Genomic DNA, 16,331 nt, shown 5'->3' with positions numbered 1-16,331 from the left:
TGGTCCTATTTCTTTTAGGAACTTATTTCATATCTTCTTTTTATTTTTCTACAGCAGTCCATTGACAATCGTCATCACAGACTCGCCTACCTTCTCTGATTTCGCTGCCGCGTCTTCCAGGGAGGTACCTTTCACGCCGTAGTAGAACTTGATCTTCGGCTCGGTTCCAGACGGGCGGACGCAGAGCCATGCGTTGTCTTCCAGTTCGTAGTAGAGAACATTGGAGGATGGAAGTCCGGTCGGTTTTACCTCGCCGGTTGCCAGATCCTTGACGGTATCTGCCTTGTAATCGCGGACAGCCAGCACTTTATGTCCGGCAAAATCGGACGGTGTGTGGGCGCGGAAATATTCCATGATCTCCTGAATTTTTGCCAGTCCCTCGATGCCCTTTAAGCCGATGGACTTCACTTCATCTTTATAATAGCCGTATTTCTCGTACATCTCGACCATCGCATCCCACAGCGTCATGCCTTTTTCCTTGTAATAAGCAGCCGCCTCGCAGAGTGCTGCGGTTGCGGAAATGGCATCTTTATCGCGTGCGTATGTACCGATCAGGCAGCCATAGCTCTCTTCCATGCCAAACAGATAGGTTCCTTTGCCTTCCTGCTCATTTTTGAGAACCTGTTTGCCGATCCACTTAAATCCGGTCAGAACCTCGATGAGCTCTGCGCCGTAATTCTTCGCAACTGCATCTACCAGATTCGTCGTAACGATGGATTTAACAACCTGTCCATCTGCCGGAATCTTGCCGCTCGCCTGTTTCTGGCTGAGCACATACTCGCAGAGCAGGGAGCCGGACATATTGCCGGTCAGCGGAATGTATTCGCCGGACTTGGTATCTTTGACATACACGCCCAGACGATCGGCATCCGGATCGGTTGCCAGAACGAGGTCTGCATTTTTCTCTTTTGCCAGAGCCAGTCCCAATTCAAATGCTTCCTTTGCCTCCGGGTTCGGATAGCTGACGGTCGGGAAATCGCCGTCTGGAAGCTCCTGCTGCGGAACCACATATACATGGGTAAATCCAAGCTCTTTCATCACACGGCGTGCCGGGATATTGCCCGTGCCGTGAAGCGGTGTATACACGATCGTGATCTGATCCTGCATGCGGTCAATCGCGCCCTGATTGACTACCTGTGCCTTGACCTGTGCAATATATTTGTCGTCGATCGCTGCACCGATGATCTCGTAGAGTCCTTTTGCCTTTGCCTCTTGTACTCCCATCGTCTTAACGGTGGAAAGATCGGTGATCGCCATAACTTCCTCAGTCACACCCTTGTCATGCGGCGGTGTAAACTGTGCGCCGTCCTCCCAGTAAACCTTGTAGCCGTTGTACTCCGGCGGGTTGTGGCTGGCAGTGATGTTGATGCCGGCGATGCAGCCAAGCTCGCGGACGGCAAAGGAAAGCTCCGGCGTCGGGCGCAGCGTCTCGAACCGGTACGCCTTGATGCCATTTGCCGCCAGTGTCAGCGCTGCTTCCTCGGCAAATTCCGGGGACATATGACGGGAGTCAAATGCGATCGCCACGCCTTTTGCCGCGCCGCCCTGCTTGATGATGTAATTTGCCAGTCCCTGGGTCGCACGGCGGACGGTGTAGATATTCATCCGGTTAATACCTGCACCGATGATGCCGCGCAGTCCTGCCGTACCAAACTCCAAATCCATATAGAAACGCTCTTTAATCTCATTTTCATCGCCCTCAATGGCGCGCAATTCCTCTTTCGTTGCCTCGTCAAAGTATGGATTTTCCAGCCATTCTTTGTAAATCGTCATGTAATCCTTCATGATTCACTTACCCCCTGCTTTCTTCTAGGATGACTTTCTTTTTCTCCATTATAGTATAATTATTCTGAAAAATAAAGAGAATTTCGGTTACTATTCTTTGTCTTTATTTTTTCGTTTTTCAAAGTTTCTCCATGATATATCGAATACGCTTAACCAAAGAATTTATATGCATATGTAAATCAACATTTCTTATCGGATTGCCTCAAGAAAGAGGTTCCGCGCCGTCTGCTGTTCTTCCAGCTTCTGCAGTTTTTCGATGCTGCGGACTGGAATCCACGCCTTGCCTGCATTATAATAAAAATTTAACTGTTTCCAGTATTTTTCCGGATATAAAAACAGGTAATAGAGGTATGTCCGCTCCTGTGCATTCAACGGCAGAATACGATCATACGTCTCCAGCAGCCGCATCCCCAGACGCAAATCCCAGCCATGCTTTTCCAATATTTTGCGCGTAAAATGATACAGGTCTTCGACCTGGACGCCCCGGTGCATCCGGTTAAATTCAATTACCGCCATCTCATTTTCTTCTGCCAATAAAATATGGTGCTGGTTCAGATCCCCGTGACACAGGTAGTTTTCCGGCTCGCCGTTCCGCTCGATCTGCGCTTTCAGCCCGCCTGCTGCTTCCTGCGCCTGCTCATAAAAGATGGCAAAGCTTCCGCTGACTGCCCTCTCAAAATCCGATTTACGCCGTTTTTTCCGGATATAATTCCGCGTACGGACAAGTTCCCGGTTGTGGCGCTCCATCTCCGCCACCGCCGGACGCGTGAGAATTGACCCCAGATTCCACGACTCATCGATCGCAATGCCGCGCAATGTCCGGTGCAGTTTCGCGATCTGCCCGACCGCCCGGACTACCTCCGCCTCGCTCTGCACACTGCACTCGCGCCCGGAAAACCATTCCTTCACAACACACCGCGTTCCATCCTCCGCCACCGACAAAAGCTCGCCCTCCCGGTTCCGCATATACTGATCGGTCCGGCATGTTTTCTGATTTTGCAGAACATTCATGATTTGTTCTTCAAATTCAAGACGTTTGACGGTCCCCTTATATTCCCGGAGGAGTTTTAACCCCTGACTCGTCTCGCAGATCCACGCGCCTCTTCCACGGCGCTTCGACTGCACTTCCAGTTCATACTGTTCCAGCACCTCGGTTGTTCTCTCGTTCACAACTTCCCCCTCCTGCCTCTATCCGGCTGCCCGCCTTTCCATTTCCCAAAAGAATGTGGACAGCACATTTTCACGCCGGGCCACAGCTGCTGACAGCTATGTTAATTGCAACATTCACACGATTATGCAAATATGCACATCAGACACCCAGCCTGCTACTCCTAACCTATGAGAGGGGGCTTACAAATATGCTTATGCATAAATATCGCAGATTTGAAACACAGTGCACAAACTATCACACAAAATCGCCAATGTGGAGTGATTACGAAATTCTGTTCATTGCCATCATTTTGACGGTATGTTACAATGATTCACGTTGGGATAAAAAAGCGTTCTGGCTATTTGTCCCAACAATCAGGCAAAAAATCAAATAATATATTTTACTGTAAATGAAAAGGAGGGCTCTCTTTGTCCATACAATCCGCTCATCGTTCCAACGATGAAAATACGCGCCCGCATTCAGGCGCAGCATCATCCCGTGAAGCTGATCTCGGCAGTGCGCCGATCGGGGCACTTCTTTTTAAACTGGCGCTCCCAGCAATTGCCGCACAGATCATCAACGTTCTCTATAACATGGTTGACCGCATGTACATCGGCCATATTCCGGACATCGGTCCCAGCGCCCTGACCGGCGTCGGCGTCACAATGCCAATTATCATGTGCATTTCCGCTTTTGCCGCGCTCGCCGCCATGGGCGGTGCCCCGCAGGCGTCGATCCTGATGGGAAAAGGCGACAAGGATTCCGCAGAAAAGGTACTCGGCAACTGTACCTTCATGCTGACCGTCATTTCGCTCGTCCTGACCGCCCTGTTTCTTGGCTTTGGGCGCCCGATCCTCCTGATGTTCGGCGCCAGTGAGAAGACGATTCTCTACGCCTGGAACTACATGAAAATCTACGTCTGCGGCACTTTCTTCGTCCAGATGGCGCTCGGACTCAATGCCTTTATCAACGCACAGGGTTATGCCAAAACCGGCATGATTACCGTTGCCATCGGCGCTCTCTGCAACATCATCCTCGATCCGATCTTTATCTTCGGACTGCATCTGGATGTGCGAGGTGCGGCACTTGCAACCATCCTTTCACAGGGTATTTCCTGTATCTGGATTCTGCGTTTTCTGACCGGAACGCATAGTACCCTGCGGATACGGCTCCGCAACCTGCGCCCGCAGAAGAAATTTATCCTGCCATGCCTGGCGCTCGGACTGGCGCCGTTTATCATGCAGTTTACAGAAAGTGCACTGTCCATCAGCTTTAACACCAGCCTGTTGAAATATGGCGGCGATACCGCGGTCGGCGCGATGACGATTCTTTCCAGCGTCATGCAGTTTTCCATGCTGCCACTGCAGGGGCTCTCACAGGGCGCGCAGCCGATCATCAGCTTTAACTATGGAGCAAAAAATATCGACCGTGTGAAAAAAGCGTTTCACCTGCTTCTGCGCTCGGCAGCCTGCTATTCCACCTTGCTCTGGCTCTTATGTATGCTGGTTCCACAGATTTTTATTTCCATCTTTACCAGCGACGCAGACCTTGCCAGCTATACCATCTGGGCGCTCCGGATCTATATGGCAGCTTCCCTGCTCTTTGCCGTCCAGCTCGCCTGCCAGCAGACTTTTATTGCCCTTGGAAATGCGAAAACATCCGTCTTTCTGGCATTGCTCCGGAAAGTGCTGCTTTTGATTCCGCTGATCTTTATCCTGCCTCATTTCGTTTCAAATCCGGTATTCGGCGTGTTCGTGGCAGAACCGGTGGCAGATACGATTGCGGTGGCGACGACGGCAGCGCTGTTTTTCAGGGAGTATAAGAAATTGGGATAACTCTTTTAATCATCCTCTGATTGAAAATATTGTTGTTAAAAAAGCAAAAGAAAAAGAGACAAAATCGTTTGTCCGGCTTGTCCTGCCGGTTCCAAACGATTTTGCCTCTTTTCTCTTTTTATTTATTAATCTTCTTATGCTTTACTGGTTCCCGCATTCTGCGATTGTTTCAACACTTCCACCTCAGCCAGAAGCCGCTCTTTCTCGTTCCAAGCCGGATTCTCCAGCACCTTTTCAAAGAGAAGATGCAGCGTTTTTCCAAGCGCCGGTCCCGGCTGGATGCCTGCCTGAATCAAGTCTTTTCCGGTTACCGCCAGAGTTTTAAGACGGATACAGTCACCGCGCTCCCGGATCTGACTTGCAAGTGAGCGAACCATTTCCACTGCATCCATGCGCTCCGGCATCAGAACTTCCTGAAGGAGAAGCAGCCAGTCAAAGACCGTATCTTCCATCGCACTCATCGCGTGGCGGACAGCGCTTTCCTCCGGTTCCATCTGCATGAATGCAAAACGGCTCAGAATCTTCGCCTTATCGATCGTGTCGTTGTCCATCTTGAGTTCTCTCAGAACCCGGACACAAGTTCCCTCGCCCGCCGGGGCAAGAAAATACGACCAGCGCAAGGCTTTTTCTGCTGGCAGATGTGCCGCAGCAGCAGAAATTTCCCCCGCCATGTCTGTCTCACATTCATGTTTCACGAACATGTGCCCCTGCTGCGCTACCGTTTCCGTTTTGATCGCATCCTTGTCAGCAGCTGGCACATCCTTCGAATATACCTTCTCTTCCAACCTCTGCTTTGCACAGCTTTTCTGCTTTTTCCACGCCGCAAATACCTCCGGAAATGTCTTTGAAATGTACGGTGCCAGTCCTGCCGCCTCCGTTTTCCAGATAAATTCCGGGCGGTCGGACAGGAGTGTTTTTGTCAACTCCACCTGCACCCGTTCCTTGCTCACATGGACAAGGGAGGGCGCCAGCTCACAGAGCGCCTGCCAGGTCTTTTTCTCTATCGAAAATCCCAGCTGGGCCGAAAAGCGGACGGCACGCAGGATCCGGAGCGCATCTTCCGTAAACCGTTCTCCCGCATCCCCGACGCAACGGATCCGGCGCGCTGCCAGATCCTCCGCCCCGCCGAAAATATCGACAATTCCCGTTTCGTGGCTGTATGCCATCGCATTGATCGTGAAATCACGCCGTCTCAAGTCCTCACGCAGTTCGGCAGTAAATACGACTTCCTTCGGGTGGCGTCCATCCTCATATTCACCGTCAATCCGGTAGGTGGTTATTTCATATCCGATATGATCACGCATGACCGTGACCGTACCGTGCTGAAGCCCGGTGTCGATCGTGTGACCGAACACCTGCTTCACCTCCTCCGGGTGCGCCGAGGTCGTGATATCCCAGTCACCGGGAATCCGCCCCAGGATCGCATCGCGGACACAGCCGCCGACTGCAAATGCCTCGTAACCATGTTCTCGCAGCTTTCCCAGGATTTCCTCGACCTGGACCGGCATTTCTATCCGTTTTGGAATCATATTAATATGCCTTACCCCAATAAACCATCTTCGTTGCCGGCTTGCCGCAGCATACGCAGGTGTCAGCCAGATGTTCCTGATTGAACGGGATGCAGCGGGAGGTTACGCCGACTACTTCTTTCAGTTTATCCTCGCACTCCTGATTGCCGCACCACATTGCCTTGATGAAGCCTGGCTTATTTTCTGCGATCTCCTTCATCTCATCCAGTGTTGTCGCTACATAAGTATGGGAATCTCTGTGTGCTTTTGCACGCTCAAACATATCGTGGTGAATCGTCTCCAGAAGCTCGCCAACCTTTGCTGCGATCTCATCCAGAGATACCGTAATCTTCTCATGCGTATCACGGCGAACCAGAACTGCCTGATTTTCAGCAATATCTCTCGGTCCGATCTCGACACGTACCGGAATACCGCGCATCTCGGACTCGCTGAACTTCCATCCCGGAGATTTGTCGGAATCATCCACTTTGACACGGAAGTTGGACAGAACCTCTTTTACCTCAAATGCCTTGTCCAGAACACCCTCTTTTGCCTGCTGAATCGGAACGATCATAACCTGGGTCGGAGCTACCTTCGGCGGCAGAACCAGACCATTATTGTCACCATGAACCATGATGATCGCGCCTACCATACGGGTTGTCATACCCCAGGAAGTCTGATGAACGTATTTTAATTTATTATCCTTATCCAGATACTGGATGTTAAATGCCTTTGCAAATCCATCGCCGAAGTTGTGGCTGGTGCCGGACTGCAGTGCCTTGCCATCGTGCATCAGGGACTCGATCGTGTAGGTTGCCTCTGCACCGGCAAATTTCTCCTTGTCGGTCTTGCGTCCGCGGATAACCGGAATTGCCAGGAAGTCCTCGCACAGATCCGCGTATACATTTAACATCATCTCGGTACGCTCCTGTGCTTCCTCAGCGGTTGCATGAGCGGTATGACCTTCCTGCCATAAGAACTCTCTGGAACGCAGGAACGGACGGGTGGTCTTTTCCCAACGTACAACCGAAGCCCACTGGTTGTAGTTTCTCGGCAGATCGCGGTAAGAATGTACGTCATGTGCATAAAAATCGCAGAACAGAGTCTCGGAAGTCGGACGTACACACATTCTCTCCTGTAACGGCTCTAAACCGCCCTGTGTCACCCACGCTACTTCCGGTGCGAAACCTTCTACGTGATCTTTCTCTTTTTCCAGAAGACTTTCCGGAATAAACATAGGCAGATATACGTTCTCTACGCCGGTTGCCTTAAAGCGCTTGTCCAGTTCATTGCGGATATTCTCCCAGATCGCATATCCGGCCGGTTTGATAATCATGCAGCCCTTTACACTAGAGTAATCAGAAAGCTCTGCTTTCTTTACGATGTCCGTATACCACTGGGCGAAATCTTCATCCATCGATGTGATGGCTTCTACCATTTTCTTTTCCTTTGCCATGTCATTTCTCCTTGTTAAAAACATTTTATTGTTGTTTTGTATTTCATAGAAATAAAAAAGCCATCCGATCCCTGCTGATCGCTGCGATCAAAGGGACCGAATGGCTTAACTTCGGCGGTACCACCCTGCTTAACCAGAATTTCGTTCCGATTCTGGCTCACTTAACTTCCGTTAACGCCGGAAATACGTTGCATTTTCATGCACAGCTCCAGGGCCGGTTCAACTTTCAGGGACACAAAAGCCTCGCACCATACGGCTTTCTCTCTGGACGTGTGTCAAAGTTTACTGATTCCTCTCTTCGCCTGTTTTATTTCTTATTGTTTGATGTTCTAAAATCAAACGCCGGATTTCTTCCACGGCATCCACAAACTCAGCCGCGCAAATCCTGACAGTATTATGATTTTACGCCAATCAGTCGGGTTTGTCAAGGCTGGAACTCGCCCTTGTACAGGTCTTGACGATGCCTCGCATTTTTTACTCGGTCGTCACTGACTCGGTTGCGTCCGAACAAAAAATAATGTTTTTATCCCTATCTTACGAATCCTATTTTAATAAAATATCCTCTCGGTACATCTCCGCCAGCGACCGCAGAATCTTCGCTGTCATCCCCCAGATGATTCCTTCCTCGCGGCGGTAGAAGTAAACATCGTAATGTCCGCGCCGCCAGCGGTAATCGCGTCCGCCCGGAACATCTTCAAACGGGAATGTCTCTTCCGGCACGGTCACAAGTTCTGTTTCATATCGCTCCGGTTCATGTTCCGCGAACCAGCGGAGCGGGACAGAAAAGGTATGATCGACCTCCGCCTCGGAATATGACCAGCGGTAGCCCTGCAGCGCACCTAAAAATGGAGAAATCTCCATCGCTCCGGGTGCTTCCAGCACATCCAACGGCGCGATAACGCGAATCTGGCGGCGACTGATTAAGAGTTCTTCCATCGCCTCACGGATCGCCGCCTGCTTCGGTGTCTCGTCCCGCTCAACGGCACCGCCCGGAAAACAGATTTCGCCCGGCTGAGTTTTTAAGCTTCCCGCGCGCACCTCAAACACCACGTGGTACTCCCCGCCTTTCTGAATCAAAGGTACCAGCACCGCCGCCCGACGGATCTTCTCCTTCTCCAGCCTTCCGGCTCTCCGGCTGCCCCAGACTCGGCTCATCTGCGCCAGCTCGCCGCCCTGTGTCTGTTCCAAGAATGATGCAACACATTGGTTAAATGCGTCCGGGTTCTCTGCTGCAATAAAATGGGTGCCCTCTAAAAGCCGAATCCTTGCGTTTGGCAGAGAACGTGCGATTTGGCGCGTGTGGCATTCGCGGATCATGTCGTCGCTCCCTGCTACCACAAGGACGGGCATTTTCAGGCGGTGGAGAAGTTCAGGGCGGATCCAGGGTTCATACAACATTAAGGATAGAAGCTCTTTTTTGTGTATATTTACCTTCCGATCATTTTCCTTATTTTCAGGAATTTTTTCTTTCTGACAGCTTCTTCTCTGTTGTTTATTCAGTCCTTCCTGTCCATTCTGTTTTTCGTTTTCTTTTGAAAATTGCTTTTCTGTCCGCATTTTTCCTGCTGCCATCTGCATTTTTCCCCGTATCTGCCCGATGCCGCTTTTCTGCAGCCAGAGCTTCCCCACAACTCCCACATACTCCCGCGCCACATCCGCCAGCACGGACGGCTTCATGCCAAACGGGTTTAAGTTCGCTCCATTTAAAATCAGCCGATCGACATATCCCGGATATTTCAGTGCAAAAATCAGCGCAATATTGCCGCCGTCGCTGAACCCCAGCAAAATGATCCGCCTAAGTCCCCGGCGGTCAAGAAATCCTTTCAAATCATCAGCAAACCGTTCCAAGGTAAATGTCCCACAACCACGCGGAGATCTGCCATGTCCACGGGTGTCCACCGCAATCACGAGATATTTTGATTCAAAAAAGGATATCTGGTTCACAAAGTAGGAGCTGTCCTCTCCATTTCCGTGAAGCAGCACCATCGGCTGTCCGGAGCCTGACTCTTTTGTATATAAATTCACGTTTGTTCCTCCATATTAAATGATATGCATATTTATTTCAGCTTAACATCCAGCTATCTTCCAGCAACTCTTTCTCTGCTGTTTTCCAGAACTTTTATGCGTTTTTAATTCCTTATCTATTATATATGATCCTTTTGTCTCGCGGCAATTCTAAAAAATCCTTTCATCTCCTTAAATTTCCACATTCAAAAGCAATTTCAGATCGCCCATCCACCAATACTCCACTTTTTTCCTCTTTTTTCCTCTAAAAGCGCCTACTTAATGAGCATCCGCTCCTTCGTCCGCTTCCCCATACTCCTCCACAAAATCCTTAATAATCAACAGCCCAATCGGACCCAGCAGAAATCCAAACAGACTAAACAGCTGCAAGCCCACATAGATCGCCGCCAGCGTTTCAAGCGGCGACAGCCCCATTTTCTTCCCCATCAGGTGCGCCTCCGTGAACTCACGCAAAAAATAACAGAGCAGATACAGCCCGAAGAGAATCAGCGCGTGTCCCCACTCCCGCTTAAACAGGAGAAAAAGACTCCACGGCACCAGCGCCGTCCCTGCGCCGAAGATCGGCAGGGCATCCAGAACCCCGATTCCGATTCCACCCAGAATATAATATGGATTTCCAATCAGCAAAAGCCCCGCCATCGAAAATGCCGAAGTCATCAGGAAAATGACCGACTGGGTTTTCAGCCATGCGCTTCCTGTCACCGCAAGGCGCCTGCCGAGCAGGAAAAATTCGCGGTGAAACATCGAATCAAACCGCCTCCGGCGCAGTTCGTCCATCTCCTGTAAACTCAAAATCGAGGCAATGAAAAATAAAACAACCACAATAACCGCGCGCACAATCCCCGCCGCAGCAGGAACTGATTTCTGAAGGAGCTGCGGCAGCAGGATCTCCTTGACCTGTCCACCGCCCTGCAAGCCTGTTCCGCGAAAGAGCTGCCCGATTTTACCGGCAGGCAGATGAAGGACTCGCTCGATCGACTGTTCAAATTGCTGTCCGAGCAGTGACAATTCCTCCATCCGTCCTGGAAGCTCTTCTAAAAAGTGTTCCAGCTCCTCCGTGAAACGCCGTCCCCCTGCTGCCAGCAGACCGACCAGAAAAATGCTCAGCAAAATCAGCTCCACGCCCCCGATCATACCGATGGGAACGCCGATCATGCGCCCGCGGAAGGAGATTCGCAGCCGTTTTTCGAGAAATGCTGCCGATGGCTGGAGAAGCAGCGCCATCAGATACGCTGCCAGAAATGGGAATATAAGCGGCAGCAGGTAACGGAAACTCAAATACACGCCCGCCGTGACTGCTGCTGTGAGAAATGCTTTTTTCTGTTTTCTGCTGAGTGCCATCTGTCTGCTCCACCTTCCCGATTTTTTCTTTATGCCATACACCGTTATGGTTCTATGATTTCTACAGCCATCCATTCAAACAAACGTCTTTTCCTTAAACCTACACGCCCTTTTTTCCGGATGTATGGCAACGAAAAACCACAGGAAACCGGTGTCAGCTCCCGCTTCTCCCGGCTCCTGCGGTCTCTTTTGTAAGCCCTCTTTAGTCGCTCCGGGGCTTACCCATGGACTTTGCCCATTTATGATTCGTACTTCCTTTGTACACACTCTAGTATGGGCAGGCTGGATAAAAATATACACGTCTTACCTTCTATTCACCCTTGATCTTTTATTTTCTTGACTTATAGAAAAGTTCGCTCACAGAACAAATTGCGGTTTGGTGGAAAACTCCATTCTTTTTCCCGTCACCGGGTGAAGGAACGATAAACGGACCGCGCACAGCGCCAGCGGTTCCCGGCGGGCACGTCCCACGGAAGCAGCCGCTGGTGCGCCATACTTGGTATCTCCCATGAGCGGTGCCCCATGCGCGGCAAACTGTACGCGTATCTGATGGTGGCGTCCTGTGTGAAGATGAATTTCCACCAGTGAACGCACGGTACCGTCTTCCTGTTCTTTTTTTTCTAATATCTGATATTCCAGCTCTGCCCGTTTCGCACCGGCGACCGACTTATCCACAATCCGGCTGGTATTCGTTTTCCCGTCTTTCAACAGATAATCCACGTACTTACCCACATTATCCACAGGTTTTCCACATACGAGCGCCTGATAGATTTTCTCCAATTTTCCCTCCTGTACCTGACGGCTTAAGTGCGCTGCCGCTTTCAGGTTCTTGGCATATACCATCACACCGCGCACCGGCTTGTCCAGTCGGTGGATAACTCCAACATACGGATCCACCGGGGCTGTGGACGCTTTTGGGGATAATCCTGTGGATAACTTTTTCGTCTCCTGCACCTTCCGGTGGAGATAATTTTTTATCTCGCTGACCATATCCGGCTCCAGGCGTTTCGATGTCTGCGACTCAACTCCGGCTGGTTTGACCACAACTAAAATATCTTTATCTTCGTATAATATATCTAACATAACCGATTTCCTCTCTACTTCATCCATGAATTCCCGAGCATTTTAACTTCTCAAATCATCTATGAGCCTTTTTTCTTTCTCTTCTAACTTTAAAATTTTCATATGCAAACCATTGCATATATTTATTGCCAACTCACATGAAACGTGAAAACCTTTCGTTACTATTCATACATTATATTATAACATATCCCATTCCCCTCTTGCATATTTTTCAGAAAAGATGTATAGTATATAAAAACATTCTATGTAGTTTTAAATACTACATATCATATTCACAATTACTTTATTGAGATTACGACAAAGGAGGTTATCCTATGATTTCTAGTCAAAAACATACATCTGACACAACGGAACTCGTTGAAACAAAGCATCATAAATTCCACGTAAAGGATCCCGGAAGCGCGCTGACGCATTTTATCGCGATGATCGGCGCGGTGATCGCGGCAGTTCCGCTGCTTCACAAAGCGGCCGGAGAAGCAGATTCGCGCCATCTTGCGGCGTTGGCTGTGTTTATCGTCAGCATGATTCTGCTCTATGCCGCCAGCACGACCTACCACACCTTTAATATTTCCGAGCACGTTAATAAAATCCTGCGTAAGATCGACCACATGATGATTTTCATCCTGATTGCCGGAACTTACACACCGGTTTGCCTGATCGTCCTTGGAAATAACGCCGGTTACCGGCTTCTGGCGCTCGTCTGGGGTATCGCGATTGCCGGGATTCTCGTCAACGCGCTCTGGATCAACTGCCCGAAGTGGTTCTCCTCGCTAGTTTACATCGCAATGGGCTGGATCTGCGTGCTGGCGTTCCGTCAGATCGTACTGGCACTTCCGAAAAGCGCATTTCTCTGGCTGCTGACCGGCGGACTCATCTATACGGCTGGAGGCATTATCTACGCATTAAAACTGCCGATTTTCAATGCAACGCATAAAAATTTCGGTTCGCATGAGATTTTCCATCTGTTTGTCATGGGCGGAAGCCTGTGCCATTATGTGATGATGTACGCATTTGTAGCATAAGGGTGAAATACCCATTTCGTCTGACAGGCATTATGCCTCATACGTACACGAAATGCATACATTCAATTTTTTATGTCACATTCATTCTCCTTTCAAAAAAGGAACCGTCCTGATGCCAGCTGATAGACTGACCCAGGCGGTTCCTTTTCAATTCATTAAAAGCGTTTAAAAATTTTCTACGAAACTATTTTCTGTGTTTTTACGTGCTTTCTCATGCTGCTCCTTTATCAAAGTCTCTTTTGATTTCCTTGTAATAAAGCACGATTCCCGTGACACCGACCAGCACTTCCGAGATCGGAAATGCAAACCAGGTAAAGCGCAGGTCAATCAGCGACAGCAGCCAGAAAATCGGAATCAGGCAGCAGATCTGGCGCATCACGGACAAAAAGAGGCTGATCTTTCCATTTCCGATCGCCTGGAAGAAGACCGGGGTCATCAGTGAAAATACCGCCGGAATAAAACTTGCCCCGATGATAGGGAATGCATTTTTTCCGATCGCGATGACCTCACTGCTCTTTGAAAAAACCTGGAGCAGCTGCACCGGAAAGAAAACGAAGCAGATCACACCGACCAGCATAAACACACAGGAAAATCCATAGCTGTCCCGCATAATTTCCCGGCATCTCGCATAGCTCTTGGTTGCATAGTTAAAGCTGAGCACCGGAACGATACACGTCTGCAAGCCCATCAGCGGGATAAAGAAAAACGTCTGCATTTTATAATAAAGCCCCAGCACCGTCACTGCCGAATCTGAAAATCCGGCAAGGATCGCATTTAAGATCACGATATAAACTGTAAATAATGCCTGCATAATAATCGACGCGTAGCCAAACCAGTAGATCTGCTTGATATAGAGCGGCATTTTTGTGCGCTCTGGCAATCTGCCAACCCCGCCAAACGATGTGATGACCGCAGCTGCCACCTGTCCGCAGACAGTCGCATAGGCAGCACCCGCGACTCCCAGCTCCGGCACCGGACCGAGTCCGAAAATCAGGATCGGGTCAAGCACGATATTCGTCAGCGCCCCCACGGTCTGGGCGACCATCGGACGGTGCATATTGCCCCGCGACTGATGGACCTTCGTCCAGTTTCCTTCCAGAAATGCCCCGATGCTGCCGATACAGACGATCTGTCCGTAGATAACAGCACTCTCGATCGCTTCCGGGGTATTCGCACTTGTCAGGACATACGGACGCATACAGAAGATCGAGAAAATGGCAAATATAAACCAGGTTCCAAGCGCCATAAGCGTGCCTGTTCCCGCTGTTTCTTCCGCCTGTCCCGGCATTTTCTGTGCATACAGGCGCGCCATGTAGGTATTCACGCCCACGCCGGTTCCCACCGCCAGCGCAATGATGATGAGCTGCAACGGATAAATGACCGAAAGCGCCGTCAGCGCCGATTCGGAATATTTTCCCACAAAAAAGCTGTCCACAATGTTATACATCGCCTGAATCAGCTGCGCCAGCATAACCGGAGGTGCGATTTGCAGCAATATCTTCGGAATTTTCTCCGTCCGGAAAAATTCTGTATCCGTTCCCGCCTTACTCTTCATCGTCCGTCTCCTCCAGTGCCTCTTCCAGAATCTGGTCATACTCCATAAACAGTTCCGTCATTCTGCGGATCTTGTCCTCTCCCAAACGTTTCGCCGCCCGCTCTTCCATCCGGCTTAACGAATATAATAATTTTTCCGAATACCGTTCGCCCTCCGGCGTCAAAACAAGCGCCTTTTCCTTCCCGGTGCTCTTTTCCGGATCCGTTACAAGAATCCCGTCCTTTTTCATCTCTGAAATCACATGGTTCACCGTCTGCCGCGGAAGCAGATACGAATCACAGATCTGCTTTTGCGTACAGAATCCGAATTCGCGGATGGTGTAAAGCACCAGCATCCGGTTATAGCTCACATTGTTATTCTTTGCCCACATCGAGTATACACCACGGCAGCGGATGATCGCCTGGTTGACCTGATCGTAAAGTTTTTGTATTTTATATTCCATAACCTTCCCCATTCAATCCCATTTGGGACTGAAAGAAGTATACGACAGGATTTTGAAATTGTCAATCTTTACTCGCTCCGCGATATCAAACCGATATGTTACAATGTACGAATAGTGATTTCCATGGTTTTTTAACTAATAGGCACGCACAATCATCGTCTTCCAGGAGCGGTCCTGGCATTTGTATTCCATCTGGATTTCTGTAAATAACATCCCCGCCTGCCTGTGAAACTTCGCAATCTTTGAAATAAGAAAAATATTCTGATGAAAATATCCTATATCGTTATTATCAAATTTGTTAACAAGGAAACAAGGCGATGGTATACTTGTTTCCATGGAAACATAATGCAGGGGGTAATATTATGAACACAGTACTTATAAATCTATTTGTTACGTATATGAAAAAGCAGGAGATACTTTACAAACTTACGAAAGATGAGAAACTACACGGATATAATTAAATGAAAATTAATATCACAGTCAAAATTACACCTAAATGACTAAAGCGCCGTTCCTTTCTTCGGCGCAAAAAAACGACTCATATCGGTATGTTCCAGCGTAAGCAGTTCCACTTTCTTATCAATTCCACCCGCATACCCGGTCAGGCTTCCATTCGTTCCCACCACACGGTGGCATGGGATGATAATGGAAATCTCGTTATGCCCCACTGCACCGCCTACCGCCTGCGCGGACATATGGGACGCATTCTGCATCTTCGCCAGCTTTTTTGCAATCTCCCCATAGGTAGTCGTCTGTCCATACGGAATTTGCAATAAAATCTGCCACACCGCCTGTCGAAATGCGGAGCCAGTCGGATGCAGCGGCGGAATAAAGTCCGGTTCTTTGCCAGAAAAATAAATATCCAGCCATCTCTTTGCCTCTGTTAAAATTAGGGTTTCCTGTGAAATAACTCCGTCTGGAAGTGTATTTGCAAAATACTTCTGCCCCTCAAACCACAGACCCGTGAGTCCGATCGCGTCTGCCGCCAGCAGAATATCGCCTAACTTTGATTTATATGTACATGTATATACTGTTTTATCCTTCACCGCGGACTCCCCCCAAGGTTATCGACTGCTTTTTTACATCCAATCGCTTTCTGCTTCCTCCAGCTTCTTCACAAGTGTATCTT

The 16,331-nt window shown here is 49.4% G+C and carries 12 protein-coding genes and 1 other annotated feature; of the genes, 2 read left to right on the top strand and 10 right to left on the bottom strand.

From position 1 onward, the window contains the following. Nucleotides 1-48: 48 nt before the first annotated feature. Together DWX68_RS12015 and DWX68_RS12010 are read right to left on the bottom strand one after the other, a co-directional pair. Entirely contained in the window at nt 49-1,785 is a 1,737-nt protein-coding gene (locus DWX68_RS12015) for a phospho-sugar mutase (protein ID WP_118524151.1), read from the bottom strand. Nucleotides 1,786-1,974: 189 nt separating this feature from the next. After that, on the bottom strand, nt 1,975-2,955 hold the full coding sequence (locus DWX68_RS12010) for a phosphotransferase (RefSeq protein WP_118472558.1): 981 nt from the start codon (nt 2,953-2,955) through the stop codon (nt 1,975-1,977). Nucleotides 2,956-3,459: 504 nt separating this feature from the next. Here DWX68_RS12010 and DWX68_RS12000 point away from each other — a divergent pair. Further along, nucleotides 3,460-4,770, top strand: a complete 1,311-nt coding sequence (locus tag DWX68_RS12000) for an MATE family efflux transporter (RefSeq protein WP_333549126.1) — start codon at nt 3,460-3,462, stop codon at nt 4,768-4,770. Nucleotides 4,771-4,904: 134 nt separating this feature from the next. On the opposite strand, the gene DWX68_RS11995 is transcribed toward DWX68_RS12000, so the two are convergent. From DWX68_RS11995 to DWX68_RS11970, 5 genes are all read right to left on the bottom strand, one after another. After that, nucleotides 4,905-6,299 (bottom strand): polynucleotide adenylyltransferase, encoded by a 1,395-nt coding sequence (locus DWX68_RS11995; protein ID WP_118629630.1) that lies wholly within the window; start codon nt 6,297-6,299, stop codon nt 4,905-4,907. A 1-nt stretch (nt 6,300) separates the two neighbouring features. Next, a complete protein-coding gene (gene proS, locus DWX68_RS11990) occupies nt 6,301-7,734 on the bottom strand; it encodes a proline--tRNA ligase (protein ID WP_022359111.1) in 1,434 nt (477 codons plus the stop codon). Between the two features lie 88 nt (nt 7,735-7,822). Further along, nucleotides 7,823-8,042, bottom strand: a binding site (T-box leader). A 235-nt stretch (nt 8,043-8,277) separates the two neighbouring features. Next, nucleotides 8,278-9,759, bottom strand: coding sequence for an alpha/beta fold hydrolase (locus tag DWX68_RS11985; protein WP_118629628.1), 1,482 nt, complete (start codon nt 9,757-9,759; stop codon nt 8,278-8,280). A 258-nt stretch (nt 9,760-10,017) separates the two neighbouring features. Next, a complete protein-coding gene (locus tag DWX68_RS11980; RefSeq protein ID WP_118472556.1) occupies nt 10,018-11,100 on the bottom strand; it encodes an AI-2E family transporter in 1,083 nt (360 codons plus the stop codon). A gap of 357 nt (nt 11,101-11,457) precedes the next feature. Then, on the bottom strand, nt 11,458-12,183 hold the full coding sequence (locus tag DWX68_RS11970; RefSeq protein WP_118629626.1) for an RluA family pseudouridine synthase: 726 nt from the start codon (nt 12,181-12,183) through the stop codon (nt 11,458-11,460). 314 nt (nt 12,184-12,497) lie between these two features. Between DWX68_RS11970 and DWX68_RS11965 the strand changes: the two genes are divergently transcribed. Next, a complete protein-coding gene (locus DWX68_RS11965) occupies nt 12,498-13,205 on the top strand; it encodes a hemolysin III family protein (protein WP_118523063.1) in 708 nt (235 codons plus the stop codon). A gap of 211 nt (nt 13,206-13,416) precedes the next feature. On the opposite strand, the gene DWX68_RS11960 is transcribed toward DWX68_RS11965, so the two are convergent. From DWX68_RS11960 to DWX68_RS11945, 3 genes are all read right to left on the bottom strand, one after another. Next, nucleotides 13,417-14,760 carry an MATE family efflux transporter gene (locus DWX68_RS11960; protein WP_118629624.1) on the bottom strand — a complete coding sequence of 448 codons (1,344 nt, stop codon included), beginning with the start codon at nt 14,758-14,760 and terminating at the stop codon, nt 13,417-13,419. Next, complete coding sequence (locus DWX68_RS11955) at nt 14,750-15,202, bottom strand: MarR family winged helix-turn-helix transcriptional regulator (RefSeq protein ID WP_022358569.1); 453 nt, start codon at nt 15,200-15,202, stop codon at nt 14,750-14,752. The genes DWX68_RS11960 and DWX68_RS11955 overlap by 11 nt, the downstream gene beginning before the upstream one ends. 500 nt (nt 15,203-15,702) lie before the next feature. After that, on the bottom strand, nt 15,703-16,248 hold the full coding sequence (locus tag DWX68_RS11945) for a methylated-DNA--[protein]-cysteine S-methyltransferase (protein WP_118524142.1): 546 nt from the start codon (nt 16,246-16,248) through the stop codon (nt 15,703-15,705). Nucleotides 16,249-16,331: the final 83 nt, after the last annotated feature.

It is taken from the genome of Clostridium sp. AF20-7 (assembly GCF_003479275.1).
GTDB lineage: Bacteria > Bacillota > Clostridia > Lachnospirales > Lachnospiraceae > Otoolea > Otoolea fessa.
The sequence above is the reverse complement of the archived record's forward strand: the minus strand, read 5'-3'. Positions and strand labels throughout refer to the sequence as shown.